Raw genomic sequence first — 14,450 nt, 5'->3', positions numbered from 1 at the left:
TCGTTGCGGCGTCCGCCCGGGCCCTCTTCACCGGCTCGTTTCTCATCGCCCGAAAGGGTTCGCTCATGGCCACTGCGCATTCGCGTTCCGCCGCGCGACTGATGATCTCTCCCGCCGTGCTTCTTCTGCTCGGCTGGATGCTGATCCCCTTGTCGATGACGCTCTACTTCTCGTTCCTGCGCTACAATCTTCTGATGCCGGGAGCGCACGATTTCATCGGCTTCATGAATTATCGGTTCTTCCTGACCGATCCGGCGTTCTTCTCCGCGCTCATCAACACGCTTCTCCTCGTCGGGGGTGTTCTCGTCATCACCATCGTCGGCGGGGTGCTTCTGGCGATCCTGCTCGATCAGCCGATGTGGGGGCAGGGGATCGTGCGGGTTCTGGTGATCGCGCCGTTCTTCGTCATGCCGACGGTCTCCGCGCTCGTGTGGAAGAACATGTTCATGAATCCCGTGAACGGGCTCTTCGCGAACATTTTTCGGGCGCTCGGGATGCAGCCCTTCGACTTTCTGGGACAGGCGCCGCTCGCCTCCATCATCCTCATCGTCTCATGGGGGTGGCTGCCTTTTGCGACGCTGATCCTTTTGACGGCGCTGCAATCGCTCGACCGCGACCAGCTGGAAGCCGCCGAGATGGACGGGGCGGGGCCGTTGAGCCGCTTCTTCCACATCATGCTACCGCATCTGGCACGCGCCATCACCGTCGTCGTGCTCATTCAGACGATCTTCCTGCTTTCGGTGTTCGCGGAGATCCTCGTCACCACCAATGGCGGGCCGGGCTATGCCACGACCAACATCACCTATCTCGTCTACGCCCAGTCGCTCCTGCAGTTCGACGTGGGTGGCGGATCGGCCGGCGGCATCGTCGCCGTTATTCTCGCCAATATCGTCGCGATCTTCCTGATGCGGATGATCGGCAAGAACCTGGACGTCTGAGCCATGGCCCACACTCCGACAAAAGGTCGAAAGCTGCTCTTCACGCTGATCGCCTGGACGATCGGTTTCCTGATCTTCTTTCCGATCCTGTGGACGATCCTGACGAGCTTCAAGACGGAGGCGGAGGCGATCGCTTCGCCGCCTTCCTTCGTGTTCTTCGACTGGACGCTCGACAATTACGTCGAGGTGCAGGAGCGCTCCGCCTATTTCCGGCATTTCTGGAATTCGGTGGTGATCTCGATCGGCTCGACGGTTCTGGGCCTCCTCGTCGCCATTCCGGCGGCGTGGTCGATGGCCTTCGTGCCGAGCAAGCAGACCAAGAATGTGTTGATGTGGATGCTGTCGACCAAGATGCTGCCGCCCGTCGGCGTCTTGATCCCGATCTATCTCATCTTCCGCGATGCCGGGCTTCTCGACACGCTGACCGGGCTCGTCATCGTGGTGATGCTGATCAACCTGCCGATCATCATCTGGATGCTGTTCACGTATTTCCGCGAGATTCCGGGCGAGATCCTGGAGGCGGCGCGGATGGACGGGGCGGGGCTGCGCTCGGAGATCCTTTACGTGCTGACGCCGATGGCGGTGCCGGGGATCGCCTCGACGCTTCTCCTCAACATCATCCTCGCCTGGAACGAGGCGTTTTGGACCTTGAACCTGACGGCCGCGAAATCGGCGCCGCTGACGGCGTTCATCGCGTCTTATTCGAGCCCGGAGGGGCTTTTCTACGCCAAGCTTTCCGCCGCCTCGACCATGGCGATCGCGCCGATTTTGATCCTCGGCTGGTTCAGCCAGAAGCAGCTCGTGCGTGGGCTCACCTTTGGGGCGGTCAAATAGGGGCGCGGCCAAGACGCGGCTGCCGCCCGGCGGCAGCCGACAATAAACGGCGCGGCGACAAACGCGGCGAAAAGGGACGGATATGGGACACATCTCGCTCAACCAGATCACCAAGACTTTCGGCAATGTCCAGGTGATCCCGCCGCTCGATCTCGAAATCGAGGATGGCGAATTCATCGTCTTCGTCGGCCCGTCCGGCTGCGGAAAGTCGACGCTTCTGCGGCTGATTGCGGGGCTCGAAGACGTGACGTCCGGCGAGATCAAGATCGACGGGCGGGACGCCACGGAAACGCCGCCGGCCAAGCGGGGTCTCGCCATGGTGTTCCAGTCCTACGCGCTCTACCCGCATATGAGTGTGCGGAAGAACATCGCCTTCCCTTTGAAGATGGCGGGGTTCGACAAGGCCGAGATCGACCGTAAGATCGACGATGCGGCGCGCGTTCTGAACCTCACTGATTATCTCGACCGGCGGCCGGGGCAGCTTTCAGGCGGCCAGCGCCAGCGTGTCGCCATCGGGCGGGCGATCGTGCGCGAGCCGGCGGCGTTCCTGTTCGACGAGCCGCTCTCCAACCTCGATGCGGCGCTCAGGGTGAATATGCGCCTCGAAATCTCCGAGCTGCACAACAAGCTCGAGACGACGATGATCTACGTCACGCATGATCAGGTGGAGGCCATGACCATGGCCGACCGCATCGTCGTCCTGCGCGCCGGTATCATCGAGCAGGTGGGCACGCCGCTCGAACTCTATTCCAAGCCGCGCAATCTCTTCGTTGCGGGCTTCATCGGTTCGCCGAAGATGAATTTCATCGAGGGTGCGGTGGCGGAGCGGCGCGATGCGGCGAAGGTCGGCATCCGGCCGGAGCATATGCAATTGTCGCTCGAAGAAGGCCGCTGGGAAGGCACTGTCAGCGTTTCGGAACATCTCGGCTCCGACACGTTTCTGCATGTGGAGACCGAACGCGCCGGCATGCTGACGGCACGCGCCGACGGCGAGTTTCCGGTGCGCCACGGCGACCGCGTGTTTCTGACGCCGCAGGACGACAAGATCCATCGCTTCGATGCCGAGGGCATGGCGCTGTCATGAGGCGGCTGGAAGGCAAATCCGCCATCATCACCGGCTCGGCGCGCGGCATCGGGCGCGCCTTTGCCGAGGCCTATGTGCGCGAAGGGGCGAGGGTGGCGATCGCCGACATCAACCTCGAACGCGCCGAAGAGACGGCAGCCGAGATCGGCGAGGCGGCCTATGCGGTGCCGCTCGACGTCACCGATCAGGCCTCGATCGACGCGGCGGTGGCGCGGGTTCTGGACCGCACCGGGCGCATCGACATTCTGATCAACAACGCCGCCCTCTTCGATCTTTCGCCGATCGTGGAGATCCGCCGGGAGAGTTTCGACCGGCTCTTTGCGATCAACGTCTCCGGCACGCTCTTCATGCTGCAGGCGGTGGCGAAGGCGATGATCGACAAGGGCGAAGGCGGCAAGATCATCAATATGGCAAGCCAGGCGGGGCGGCGCGGGGAAGCGCTCGTCGCGGTCTATTGCGCGACGAAGGCAGCCGTGATCAGCCTCACGCAATCGGCGGGGCTCGATCTCATCCAGCACAAGATCAACGTCAATGCGATCGCGCCGGGCGTGGTCGACGGCGAGCACTGGGACGGGGTCGATGCGCTCTTTGCCAAGTACGAGAACCGGCGGCTCGGCGAAAAGAAGCAACTCGTCGGCGAGGCGGTGCCTTACGGGCGCATGGGCCGGGCGGAGGATCTGACCGGCATGGCCGTGTTTCTGGCAAGTGCGGAGGCCGATTACATCGTCGCCCAGACCTACAATGTCGACGGCGGCAATTGGATGAGTTGAGGGGGGCATCCCAACCGGAAGCTCGCGGGTGGGGGCTGTGCTTGCGAATTCATACAGGCCCTTCTTCTGACCGACGACCCCCACCCCTGTCCCCTCCCCACAAGGGGGAGGGGGACGCATGACGATCCGCTCTTCGCGCGGTCTCGCAGGGCCGGGAAGTGCGGACTTACCGAATGGGGCACGGCCCCCGAGGGGTTCGGAGAGGACGTTCCTCCACCCCGGAAGGAGTGACATGACGACGAAGCTTTCAGCCGAGAACCTGAGCGAAATGGCGCCGAGGGTGCATGTCCCCGGCTATGACCGGGCCGGGCTGTCGGCCGGGATTTTGCATTTCGGCATCGGCAATTTTCACCGCGCGCATCAGGCCGTCTATCTCGACGAGCTGTTTGAAACCGGGCGCGACCACGATTTCGCGATCCTCGGCGCCGGCGTCATGGCGGGCGACGAAAAGATGCGCCAGGCGCTCAGCGGCCAGGATTTTCTGACGACGGTCGTCGATCAGTCGGCGGCAGCTTCCAATGCGCGCGTCACCGGCGCCATGGTCGGGATGCTGCCCGTGGGCGATGCGCAGGCGATCATCGAAAAACTCGCCGATCCCTCAATCCGCATCGTCTCGCTGACGGTGACGGAGGGCGGCTACTTCATCGATTCCACCGGGCGCTTCAATCCGGAGCATCCGGCAATCGCCGCCGACGGCAAGACGCCCGACGATCCGAAGACCGTCTTCGGGCTGATTGCTGCGGGGCTCAAGGAACGGCGGGGCCGCGGACTTCAGGCTTTCACCGTGATGTCGTGCGACAACATCCCCCACAATGGCGTGGTGGCGAAGAACGCCGTCGCCGGGACGGCGCGGCTGTCAGACCCCGCCTTCGCCGACTGGATCACCGAGAACGTCGCCTTTCCGAACGGCATGGTCGACCGGATTACGCCGGCGACGGGGGATCGGGAGCGGCGGCTGCTTGAAGAGGAATTCGGCGTCGAAGATGCCTGGCCGGTGTTCTGCGAGGATTTCAAGCAATGGGTGCTTGAGGACAATTTCCCGGCCGGGCGGCCGGCGCTTCAGACTGTCGGCGTGCAGTTCGTGCCGGACGTGACGCCGTTCGAGATCATGAAGATCCGCATTCTGAACGGCGGGCATGCGGTGATCGCCTATCCGGCGGGGCTTCTCGACATCCATTTCGTGCACGAGGCGATGGAGCATCCGCTCGTGGCGGCGTTCCTGGAGAAGATCGAGCAGGATGAGATCGTACCGGCCGTGCCGCCGGTGCCGGATACGGATCTCCAGGTCTATTTCGGCGAGATCAAGCGCCGCTTCGCCAATCCGAAGATCGGCGACACGGTGCGCCGTCTCTGTCTCGACGGCTCCAACCGGCAGCCGAAATTCATCGTGCCGACGATCGCCGACCGGCTGAAGGATGGGCGCGACGTGACCGGCCTCGCGCTCGAATCGGCGCTTTGGTGCCGCTATTGCTTCGGCGAGACGGAAAGCGGGGCCGTCATCGAGCCGAACGACCCGAACTGGGATCTGCTCGTGCCGAAGGCGCAGGCGGCGCGCGCCGATCCCGGCGAATGGCTCGGCATGGACGATGTCTACGGCGATGTCGGGCGCTCCGACGATTTCCGCGAGCTTTTCGCGCATTGGCTGCGCACGCTGTGGGACGAGGGGACCGAGAAGACGCTTCAGCGCTATCTCGACGGCACGCGCTAACCGCGCATCGACATTTCGCTTTCTGCAGAGGCCTGCCCGCACCGGTTGCGGGTGGGCCTTTTTCTTTCTCGATTTTTGGGGGATTTGCGCGGCGGGCGCGCTAGGCGGAGCGGGCTTTCGCCCGCATTTTGCGTATGCAGTAGGATTTCCGCCTGGCCAGTTCTCTACCTAAAGGCCGTTGAAAGGCCCTAACAATGAGGTATACGTTGTTGGCAATCGGGCGACCCGCAACGAGCCTTTCCGGCGGGTCAAACCCTTTGGAGATGAGATGACCGACGCTGCCAATCTGCCGCAACTGCGCTCGCGTGCCTGGTTCGACAATCCCGACAACCCCGATATGACGGCGCTTTATCTCGAGCGCTACCTGAATTTCGGCCTGTCCCAGGAAGAGCTGCAATCGGGCAAACCGATCATCGGCATCGCGCAGACGGGGTCGGATCTTTCGCCTTGCAACCGGCATCATCTGGAGCTCGCCAAGCGCGTGCGCGACGGCATCCGCGAGGCCGGCGGCATCGCGATCGAGTTTCCGGTGCATCCGATCCAGGAGACGGGCAAGAGGCCGACGGCGGCGCTCGATCGCAATCTCGCCTATCTCGGGCTCGTCGAGGTGCTCTACGGCTATCCGCTCGACGGCGTCGTTCTGACGATCGGTTGCGACAAGACCACGCCGGCGTGCCTGATGGCGGCGGCGACGGTCAACATTCCGGCGATCGCGCTCTCCGTCGGGCCGATGCTGAACGGCTGGTTCCGCGGCGAGCGGACGGGCTCCGGCACGATCGTGTGGAAGGCGCGCGAATTGCTGGCCGCGGGCGAGATCGATTATCCGGGCTTCGTCAAGCTCGTCGCCTCCTCGGCGCCTTCGACCGGCTATTGCAACACGATGGGCACCGCCTCGACGATGAATTCGCTCGCCGAAGCGCTCGGCATGCAATTGCCGGGGTCGGCCGCGATCCCGGCACCCTACCGCGACCGGCAGGAGGTCTCGTATCTGACGGGGCTTCGCATCGTCGACATGGTGCGCGACGACCTGAAGCCGTCGGATATCCTGACGCGCGATGCCTTCATCAATGCGATCCGGGTGAATTCGGCGATCGGCGGCTCGACCAACGCGCCGATCCATCTCAACGCGCTCGCGCGGCATGTGGGCGTGGAGCTTTCGATCGACGACTGGCAGACCTATGGCGAGGACATTCCGCTTCTCGTCAATCTGCAGCCGGCGGGCGAATATCTCGGCGAGGATTATTATCACGCGGGCGGCGTGCCGGCGGTCGTCAACCAATTGATGGGGGCGGGGCTCATCAACGAAGGTGCGATCACGGTGAATGGGCAGACGATGGGCGACAATTGCCGCGGCGCCGAGATTGCCGATCTCAACGTTATCCGCCCGTTCGACCAGCCGCTTTTGAAGGGTGCGGGGTTCCGCGTCCTCAAGGGCAATCTCTTTTCCTCGGCGATCATGAAGCTTTCGGTGATCTCCACCGAATTCCGGGAGCGCTATCTCTCCAATCCCGACGATCCGATGGCGTTCGAGGGCAAGGCGGCCGTCTTCGACGGGCCGGAGGATTATCATCACCGCATCGACGATCCGGAACTTCAGATCGACGAGAACACCATCCTGTTCATGCGCGGGGCGGGGCCGATCGGCTATCCGGGGGCGGCGGAAGTCGTGAACATGCGCGCGCCCGATTATCTCCTGAAGCGGGGCGTGCATTCGCTGCCGTGCATCGGCGACGGGCGGCAATCGGGCACGTCGGGGTCGCCCTCGATCCTCAATGCCTCGCCTGAGGCGGCGGCCGGTGGCGGTCTCGGACTTTTGAAGACGGGCGACCGCGTGCGCATCGATCTCGGCCGCGGGGAGGCGAATATCCTCATCAGCGACGAGGAGCTTGAACAGCGGCGCGAGGCGCTGAAAGAGGCGGGCGGCTATCCCTTCCCGGAGAGCCAGACGCCCTGGCAGGAGATCCAGCGCGCCATGGTCTCGCAGCTCGAAACCGGCATGGTTTTGGAGCCGGCGGTCAAATACCACCGCATCGCCCAGACGAGCGGCATTCCGCGCGACAATCACTAGAGGTCATGCACTAGAGGTCATGGCTTCGTGGGCTCCGCGTCCGGCGCGGCGGCCGGTGTCAGACGGGCGGCGGGCGGCGTGAAAAGCAAAGCATCTCAAGAACGTGTGGAGGGGCTAACCCTCCCGCAAAAACCAATAAACGAGGAACGGAGGAAGCCTGATGGGGCGGCGACTTGAGGGAAAGATCGCAGTGTGCACGGCGGCGGGGCAGGGGATCGGCCGCCGCGTGGCGGAACGGTTTCTGGAAGAGGGGGCGCGGGTTTATGCGACCGATCTCGACGCCGAGAAGCTGAAGGGGCTTAATACTCTGGGCGAGGTCGATACGGCCGTGCTCGACGTGACGGACGGGCGCGCTGTCGGCTCCTATATGAAGACCGTCGACACGCCCGACATCCTCTTCAATTGCGCGGGCTTCGTGCACCACGGCACGGTGCTCGATTGCGACGACAAGGACTGGGATTTTTCCTTCGACCTCAACGTCACCTCCATGCACCGCACGATCTCGGCCTTGTTGCCGCGCATGCTGGAGAACGGGGGCGGGTCGATCATCAACATGTCGTCGGCGGCCTCCTCGATCAAAGCCGCGCCCAATCGCTACGTCTATATGGCGACGAAGGCGGCGGTGATCGGACTGACGCGCTCGATCGCCATCGACTTCATCCGCAAAGGCATCCGCTGCAACGCCATCTGCCCGGGCACGATCGAGAGCCCGTCGCTCGAGGCGCGGATTTCCGCGCTCGGCGAAGAGGTGGGCGGCGTGGAAAAGGCGCGGGCGATGTTCGTCGACCGCCAGCCGATCGGCCGGATCGGCACGCCCGACGAGATCGCCGATCTCGCCGTCTATCTCGGCTCCGACGAGAGCCGCTTCACGACCGGCACGACGCAGGTGATCGACGGCGGCTGGTCGCTTTGAACGATAAAAGGCCCGAAGGGTCGGGGAGGATTTGATGCGGATATTGGTGCTCGGCGCGGCCGGCATGGTCGGGCGGCGCCTGGTCGAAAGGCTGCTTGCGGACAAGGAGCTCGGCGGGCGGGCGATTGCGGCCATCGATGCCTTCGACGTGGTGGCGCCGGACTTTCCGGATGTGCCGGAGACGATCACGGTGACCTGCGAGGCGGGCGATATCGCGTTCGCGGAGACGGTCGAAGGGCTGATCACGCGCCAGCCGGACGTGATCTTCCATCTCGCGGCCATCGTCTCGGGCGAGGCGGAAGCGGATTTCGACAAGGGCTACCGCATCAATCTCGACGGCACCCGCCATCTCCTGGAGGCGATCCGGCAGGCGGGCGAGGCCTATCGGCCGCGGCTCGTCTTCACCTCCTCGATCGCCGTCTTCGGCGCGCCGTTCGAGGAGAAAATTTCCGACACGTTTTTGTCGGCGCCTTTGACGAGCTACGGCACGCAGAAGGCGATCTCGGAGCTGCTTCTCGCCGATTACACGCGCAAGGGGTTCGTCGACGGGGTGGGCATCCGCCTGCCGACGATCGTGGTGCGGCCGGGCAAGCCGAACAAGGCGGCGTCCGGCTTCTTCTCCGGCATCATCCGCGAGCCGCTGGCGGGGATCGAGGCCGTGCTGCCGGTCGAGGACGATGTGCGCCACTGGATCGCGAGCCCGGCAGCCGCCGTCGGCTTCCTGGTGCATGCGGCGACAATGGATACGTCGACGCTCGGGCCACGGCGCTCGCTCAACATGCCAGGGCTTTCGGTGACGGTCGGCGAGATGATCGCGACCCTGCAGGAGGTGGCGGGCGACGAGGTCACGGGGCGCATCCGGCGCGAGCCGGACGAGGCGATCCGCGGCATGGTCCATGGCTGGCCGCGCGACTTCGAGACACAGCGGGCGCGCGAGGCGGGCTTTTCCGCCGATGCCGATTTCGCCTCCATCATCCGCGCGCATATCACCGACGAAGAGGCGCGACGCGAAAAGGAGACGGGATGATGAGCGAGAAACCGCAGATCGGCTTCATCGGCGTCGGGCTGATGGGCCAGGGCATGGCGAAGAATCTCGTCGAAAAGGGCTATCCCCTGACGATCCTCGGCCACCGCAACCGCGCGCCGGTGGAGGACCTGAAGGGCCGGGGCGCCAAGGAGGCGGAGAATGTCGCGGCGCTGACGGAGGCCTCCGACGTCATCTTTCTGTGCCTGCCGGGAAGCCCGCAGGTCGAGGCCGTCGTGGAAAAAATCCTGGCGGCGGGGGCTTCGGGCAAGACGATCATCGACACCTCGACCAGCAATCCGGTGTCGACGCGCGCCCTCGTCGAAAAGTGCCGGGCGGAAGGCGCGATGCTCATCGATGCGCCTCTGTCGCGCACGCCGAAGGAGGCCTGGGAAGGGCTTCTCGATGCGATGGTGGGGGCGAGCGAGGCGGATTTCGACCGCGTTGAGCCGATCATCGCCACCTGGGCCGGCAAGATCGTGCGCGTCGGCGAGCCGGGTGCCGGCCACACGATGAAACTTCTCAACAATTTCCTGTCGCTCGGCTATGCCGCGATCTATTCGGAGGCGCTGGCGATCGGGGCGAAGAACGGCCTCGATGCGGCGACGTTTCATTCCATCATCGGCGGCGGGCGGATGGATTGCGGCTTCTACCAGACTTTTATGAAATGGGTGGTGGAGCGCGATCCCGAGGCGCACAAATTCGCGCTCAAGAATGCACATAAGGATATGCGCTATGTCGTGTCCCTGGCGAACGAAAGCGGCATCGCCTCGCATGTCTCCTCGGCGGTGAAGAACAATTTCGCCACCGCCGATGCGACCGGGCATGGCGAGGAATATCTGCCGCGCATCGCCGACATCGTGGCGGAGCTCAACGGCATCAAACATGAGACAGGATCGTGACAACGCTGCGGGCGGCGAGCCCCTGGATGCGGCGGGCGTGAGAGCGCCGGCGGACAATGCCCGGCGGCGGCCCGTGCCGCCGGCGGTGACGGGTGCGCGCGGGCGGCCGAGCCTTGAAGGCGTCGCCGACATGCCGGCGCGCGAGCGCGCCTATCACGAGCTCAAATTCCGCATCATGGAAGGCCGGCTGCCGCCCGGAACGACGCTTCTCGAAGCGGAGGTGGCGAACCTTCTCGGCCTGTCGCGCACGCCGGTGCGGGAAGCCCTGATCAAGCTCGAAGAGGAGGGGCTCGTCGATGTGCGCCCGCGTCACGGCATCAGCGTGCGGGCGCAGTCGATCGACGATCTCTCCGACATCTACGACGTGTTTTCGACGCTCGAAGTGAAGGCCGTGGAGCTTGCCGCAAGGCGCGGCATCGAGACGAACGACGGGCGGCGGCTTTCCGGCATTCTCGACCAGCTGGAGCGGGCGACGCAGCGCGAAGACCCGGTGCGCTGGTCGCATCTCGACGATCAATTTCATTCCGAGCTCGTCAGCCTCAGCGGCAACAACCGGCTGTGCGCGACGCTGCGGCAATACTGGGACCAGCAATACCGGGCGCGCATGGCGATCGTGCATATGCGGCCGAGCACGGCGCAGTCGGACCGCGAGCATCGCGCCATCCTTCAGGCGGTGGTGGAGCGCGATATCCGTCGCGCGGCGCACCTGCATCAGCAGCACCGCGACCGCGCCGACCGGCTGGCGCTCGAACTTCTGCGGCGGGGGCCGGCGTGAGGCCGCCCGCATCCATCTTCTCTGCGCAAACGACCAAGCCGCGGCAAAGCGGCAGCGATAAACGATACGAGGAACACGCCCCATGAACAGGATCGACCTGGAAAACCGCACGGCCGTCATCACCGGCGGCGCCCGCGGCATCGGCTTTGCGACCGCAAAACGCGTGCTCGACAGCGGCGGGCGGGCCGTCATCTGGGACATCGACGGGGAGGCGATCGAGACGGCGCTCGGCGAACTCGGCGAGAAAGCGAGCGGTGCCGTCGTCGAGCTGACCGATGCGGGAGCGGTCGCGGAGGCCGCGAAAGAGGCGGCCCAGAAGGCCGGCGGCATCGACATTCTCGTCAACAATGCCGGCATCACCGGCGGCAATGCCAAGACCTGGGAGCTCGATCCGGACACCTGGCGCAAGGTGATCGAGGTCAATCTCGTCGCGCCGTTTCTGACGAGCCATGCCGTCGTGCCGTTGATGCTCGAAAAGGGCTACGGGCGGATCGTCAACGTCGCCTCGATCGCCGGCAAGGAGGGCAATCCCAACGCCTCGCATTATTCCGCCTCGAAGGCGGGGCTGATCGGGCTGACGAAATCGCTCGGCAAGGAGCTCGCCGGCCACAACATCCTCGTCAATTGCATCACGCCGGCGGCGGCCCGCACGGCGATCTTCGATCAGATGACGCAGGAGCATATCGATTACATGCTGTCGAAGATCCCGATGAACCGGTTCGTGGAGCCGTCCGAGGTGGCGGCGATGATCTGCTGGCTCGCTTCGGAGGAATGCTCGTTTTCGACGGGCGCCGTCTTTGACATTTCCGGCGGCCGCGCCGTCTACTGATCCTCAGAAATCCCCCAGGACAATCCGAGAAAGGATGCCATGAAGCTCGTTCGCTACGGCCCTGCCGGCCAGGAAAAGCCCGGCCTCATCGATGACGAGGGCGCGCTGCGCGATCTGTCCGGCGAGGTCGACGACATCGCCGGGGAGGTGATCTCCGATGCCGGGCTCGAGAGACTGCGCGCGCTCGATCCGACCACGCTGCCGAAGGTCGACGGCACGCCGCGTTTCGGCCCCTGCGTCGGGCATGTCTCGAAGATCCTGTGCATCGGCCTCAATTATTCCGACCATGCGGCGGAGACGGGCGCGGAGCCGCCGAGCGAGCCGATCATCTTCGCCAAGGCGTTGTCGGCGCTCTGCGGGCCCAATGACGACGTGGAGATGCCGCGCGGCTCCAAGGCGCTCGACTGGGAGGTGGAGCTTGCCGTCATCATCGGCAAGCGCGCCAAATACGTCTCCGAAGACGAGGCGATGCAGCATGTGGCGGGCTTCGCCATCATGAACGACGTCTCCGAACGCGACTTCCAGACGAAGCGCATGGGCCAGTGGACGAAGGGCAAGAGCCACGACACGTTCGGCCCGCTCGGACCCTGGCTCGTCACACGCGATGCGGTTGCCGATCCGCACAATCTCGACATGCATCTCGACGTCAACGGCGAGCGGCGCCAGAGCGGCAACACCAACACGCTCATCTTCAACGTGCCGCATGTCGTTTCGTATCTGTCGCAGTTCATGACGCTGATGCCGGGCGACGTCATTTCCACCGGCACGCCGCCGGGCGTGGGCATGGGCATGAAGCCGCCCGTCTATCTGAAGGTCGGCGACGTGATGGAACTGGCCATCGAGGGGCTCGGCACGCAGCGGCAGACAGTCGTCGCGGCCTGAGGAGGAGGATTTCCGCCGGCGCAGTCCATGCTGCGCCGGCGAATGGAAAAGCGTTGCGGCTCTCGGCTTAGCCACAACGTATACATTGACATTGCCGGGTACTGCGGGAGATAGTCTCTCCGTGAACAAAAAGAGCTGCGCATGACGCAGCCGGGCAGAGCCTCCGCAGAAGAGGCCTGCTGCGAACAGACATCGCGCACCGGGAGGACATATGCGCAAAAGAACCTTTCTCGCCGCGGCCGCGGCGCTTCTCGCCACAGCCGTGTTCGGCGCGCCGGCCGCGATGGCGCAATCCGATTATCCCAATCGTCCGATCCAGATGATCGTGCCGTGGGGTGCGGGCGGCGGCACGGATGCCGTCGGGCGCATCTTCGCTTCGATTTTGCAGGAAGAGCTCGGCGTGCCGGTCAATGTCGTCAACCGCACCGGCGGGTCGGGCGTCGTCGGCCATAGCGCCATCGCGACGGCCAGGCCGGACGGCTACACGATCGGCATCGTGACGATCGAGATCGACATGATGCATTGGCAGGGGCTGACGGATCTCACCTACAAGGACTTCGATTTCCTGGCGATGGTGAATGCCGATCCGGGCGGCGTCATGGTGTCGGCTGATTCCGACTACGAGACGGCGCAGGATCTTCTCGACGCGATCAAGTCAGAGCCGAAGGGGTCTTTGAAGGCGTCCGGCACGGGCCAGGGCGGCATCTGGCATCTCGGCCTTCTCGGCTGGATGTTGTCGGAAGATCTGCCGCCCGATCAGATCACCTGGGTGCCGAGCCAGGGCTCGGCCGCGGGCATCACCGATATGGTGGCGGGCGGTGTCGACCTCGTTCCGTCGTCGCTGGCGGAAGGCCGATCGATGATCGAGGCCGGCAAGGTGCGCCCGCTCGCGTCGATGTCGGAGGAGCGCCAGGAGATGTTCCCGGACGTGCCGACGCTGAAAGAGGCCGTAGGGTCCGACTGGACGCTTGCGGTGTGGCGCACCGTTGCGGCGCCGAAGGGTCTGCCGGACGACGTGAAGGCGAAACTCGCGGGGGCCGTCGAGAAGGCCTACAACAGCGAAGAATACAAGAAGTTCATGGCCGATCGCGGGTTCGGCATGCGCTGGGCGGGGCCGGAAGAGGCGACGGAGGTCGTCGCATCCGACGATGAGAGCCTTGGGCGCGTCATGAAAGAGGCCGGGCTCGCGGCCGAATAAGGGCGATCGGCGGCGTCTTCTGGCGCCGCCATCTGCCGGGAACCTGCGATGAAATTCAATGATTTCGTGCTCGGCGTGCTGGTTCTGATCGGTGCGGCCGCGATCCTCGTCTCCGCGAGGAACTTCTCTCCCATTCCGGGCCAGGCCTATGGGGCCGAAACCATGCCGAATGCGATCGGCATCGTGGCGGCCGGGCTCGGCATCTTCATGGTGGCGAAAAGCGCGCTGGCGGGCTTTCCCGGGCGGGCGGTGGCGCTTGCCGACTGGGCGAGATCGCCGGCGGCGGTGGTCGGGGTGGCGACGGCTTTGGCGCTGATCGTCGTCTATATCGTCTTTTCCGAGCGCGTCGGCTTCGTGCCGATCGCCTTCCTCATTCTCCTCGTCTTCATGCTGACCTTGCGCACGCGCATCATCGTCGCCGTGCCGGTGGCGATCTTCGCCACGATCCTGGTGCAGCAGACCTTCGGGCGGCTTCTCCTGGTGCCGCTGCCGCGCAACGACTTTCTTTCCTTTTTGTGGTGATGG

General features: G+C 64.6%; 14 protein-coding genes. All 14 read left to right on the top strand.

Going from position 1 to position 14,450, the window contains the following annotated elements; translation table 11 throughout:
- Window positions 1-65 precede the first annotated feature (65 nt).
- The 14 genes from NYQ83_RS10780 to NYQ83_RS10715 all read left to right on the top strand — a co-directional run bounded on the left by NYQ83_RS10780 (window position 66) and on the right by NYQ83_RS10715 (window position 14,447).
- On the top strand, window positions 66-938 hold the full coding sequence (locus NYQ83_RS10780) for a carbohydrate ABC transporter permease (RefSeq protein ID WP_128291295.1): 873 nt from the start codon (window positions 66-68) through the stop codon (window positions 936-938).
- A 3-nt stretch (window positions 939-941) separates the two neighbouring features.
- Window positions 942-1,772: a carbohydrate ABC transporter permease gene (locus NYQ83_RS10775; RefSeq protein WP_128291296.1), complete on the top strand. Its 831-nt coding sequence runs from the start codon at window positions 942-944 to the stop codon at window positions 1,770-1,772.
- Window positions 1,773-1,854: 82 nt separating this feature from the next.
- Complete coding sequence (locus NYQ83_RS10770) at window positions 1,855-2,856, top strand: ABC transporter ATP-binding protein (RefSeq protein WP_092810514.1); 1,002 nt, start codon at window positions 1,855-1,857, stop codon at window positions 2,854-2,856.
- Window positions 2,853-3,626 (top strand): L-iditol 2-dehydrogenase, encoded by a 774-nt coding sequence (locus tag NYQ83_RS10765; protein WP_261214612.1) that lies wholly within the window; start codon window positions 2,853-2,855, stop codon window positions 3,624-3,626. Before NYQ83_RS10770 ends, NYQ83_RS10765 begins: the two co-directional genes overlap by 4 nt.
- Before the next feature lie 232 nt (window positions 3,627-3,858).
- A complete protein-coding gene (locus tag NYQ83_RS10760) occupies window positions 3,859-5,334 on the top strand; it encodes a mannitol dehydrogenase family protein (protein ID WP_261214610.1) in 1,476 nt (491 codons plus the stop codon).
- Window positions 5,335-5,602: 268 nt separating this feature from the next.
- Window positions 5,603-7,402: an IlvD/Edd family dehydratase gene (locus tag NYQ83_RS10755; RefSeq protein WP_261214608.1), complete on the top strand. Its 1,800-nt coding sequence runs from the start codon at window positions 5,603-5,605 to the stop codon at window positions 7,400-7,402.
- Window positions 7,403-7,562: 160 nt separating this feature from the next.
- Complete coding sequence (locus tag NYQ83_RS10750) at window positions 7,563-8,315, top strand: SDR family oxidoreductase (protein ID WP_261214607.1); 753 nt, start codon at window positions 7,563-7,565, stop codon at window positions 8,313-8,315.
- A 34-nt stretch (window positions 8,316-8,349) separates the two neighbouring features.
- The gene (denD, locus tag NYQ83_RS10745; RefSeq protein ID WP_261214606.1) at window positions 8,350-9,342 is read left to right on the top strand and encodes a D-erythronate dehydrogenase; all 993 of its coding nucleotides are present in this window, start codon (window positions 8,350-8,352) and stop codon (window positions 9,340-9,342) included.
- Window positions 9,342-10,241 (top strand): NAD(P)-dependent oxidoreductase, encoded by a 900-nt coding sequence (locus NYQ83_RS10740; RefSeq protein WP_261214604.1) that lies wholly within the window; start codon window positions 9,342-9,344, stop codon window positions 10,239-10,241. The genes denD and NYQ83_RS10740 overlap by 1 nt, the downstream gene beginning before the upstream one ends.
- Window positions 10,225-11,016: a GntR family transcriptional regulator gene (locus tag NYQ83_RS10735; RefSeq protein WP_128291303.1), complete on the top strand. Its 792-nt coding sequence runs from the start codon at window positions 10,225-10,227 to the stop codon at window positions 11,014-11,016. The genes NYQ83_RS10740 and NYQ83_RS10735 overlap by 17 nt, the downstream gene beginning before the upstream one ends.
- Window positions 11,017-11,098: 82 nt before the next feature.
- On the top strand, window positions 11,099-11,845 hold the full coding sequence (locus NYQ83_RS10730; RefSeq protein WP_261214600.1) for an SDR family oxidoreductase: 747 nt from the start codon (window positions 11,099-11,101) through the stop codon (window positions 11,843-11,845).
- 39 nt (window positions 11,846-11,884) lie between these two features.
- Entirely contained in the window at window positions 11,885-12,727 is an 843-nt protein-coding gene (locus NYQ83_RS10725) for a fumarylacetoacetate hydrolase family protein (RefSeq protein WP_261214598.1), read from the top strand.
- Between the two features lie 211 nt (window positions 12,728-12,938).
- Window positions 12,939-13,925 carry a tripartite tricarboxylate transporter substrate binding protein gene (locus tag NYQ83_RS10720; protein ID WP_261214596.1) on the top strand — a complete coding sequence of 329 codons (987 nt, stop codon included), beginning with the start codon at window positions 12,939-12,941 and terminating at the stop codon, window positions 13,923-13,925.
- A gap of 48 nt (window positions 13,926-13,973) precedes the next feature.
- Window positions 13,974-14,447, top strand: coding sequence for a tripartite tricarboxylate transporter TctB family protein (locus tag NYQ83_RS10715; protein ID WP_128291307.1), 474 nt, complete (start codon window positions 13,974-13,976; stop codon window positions 14,445-14,447).
- The last annotated feature ends 3 nt before the right edge of the window (window positions 14,448-14,450 follow it).

It is taken from the genome of Afifella sp. JA880 (assembly GCF_025379905.1).
In the GTDB taxonomy this organism is placed as follows: Bacteria; Pseudomonadota; Alphaproteobacteria; order Rhizobiales; family Afifellaceae; genus Afifella; species Afifella aestuarii.
Note: the sequence above shows the minus strand (reverse complement) of the source record. Positions and strands in the feature narration are given on the sequence as shown.

Excerpts from the sequence above, each read along its gene's own strand:
- NYQ83_RS10780 (WP_128291295.1), top strand. The coding sequence starts at position 66 with ATGGCCACTGCGCATTCGCGTTCCGCCGCGCGACTGATGATCTCTCCC.
- NYQ83_RS10775 (WP_128291296.1), top strand. The coding sequence starts at position 942 with ATGGCCCACACTCCGACAAAAGGTCGAAAGCTGCTCTTCACGCTGATC.
- NYQ83_RS10770 (WP_092810514.1), top strand. The coding sequence starts at position 1,855 with ATGGGACACATCTCGCTCAACCAGATCACCAAGACTTTCGGCAATGTC.
- NYQ83_RS10765 (WP_261214612.1), top strand. The coding sequence starts at position 2,853 with ATGAGGCGGCTGGAAGGCAAATCCGCCATCATCACCGGCTCGGCGCGC.
- NYQ83_RS10760 (WP_261214610.1), top strand. The coding sequence starts at position 3,859 with ATGACGACGAAGCTTTCAGCCGAGAACCTGAGCGAAATGGCGCCGAGG.
- NYQ83_RS10755 (WP_261214608.1), top strand. The coding sequence starts at position 5,603 with ATGACCGACGCTGCCAATCTGCCGCAACTGCGCTCGCGTGCCTGGTTC.
- NYQ83_RS10750 (WP_261214607.1), top strand. The coding sequence starts at position 7,563 with ATGGGGCGGCGACTTGAGGGAAAGATCGCAGTGTGCACGGCGGCGGGG.
- denD (WP_261214606.1), top strand. The coding sequence starts at position 8,350 with ATGCGGATATTGGTGCTCGGCGCGGCCGGCATGGTCGGGCGGCGCCTG.
- NYQ83_RS10740 (WP_261214604.1), top strand. The coding sequence starts at position 9,342 with ATGAGCGAGAAACCGCAGATCGGCTTCATCGGCGTCGGGCTGATGGGC.
- NYQ83_RS10735 (WP_128291303.1), top strand. The coding sequence starts at position 10,225 with ATGAGACAGGATCGTGACAACGCTGCGGGCGGCGAGCCCCTGGATGCG.
- NYQ83_RS10730 (WP_261214600.1), top strand. The coding sequence starts at position 11,099 with ATGAACAGGATCGACCTGGAAAACCGCACGGCCGTCATCACCGGCGGC.
- NYQ83_RS10725 (WP_261214598.1), top strand. The coding sequence starts at position 11,885 with ATGAAGCTCGTTCGCTACGGCCCTGCCGGCCAGGAAAAGCCCGGCCTC.
- NYQ83_RS10720 (WP_261214596.1), top strand. The coding sequence starts at position 12,939 with ATGCGCAAAAGAACCTTTCTCGCCGCGGCCGCGGCGCTTCTCGCCACA.
- NYQ83_RS10715 (WP_128291307.1), top strand. The coding sequence starts at position 13,974 with ATGAAATTCAATGATTTCGTGCTCGGCGTGCTGGTTCTGATCGGTGCG.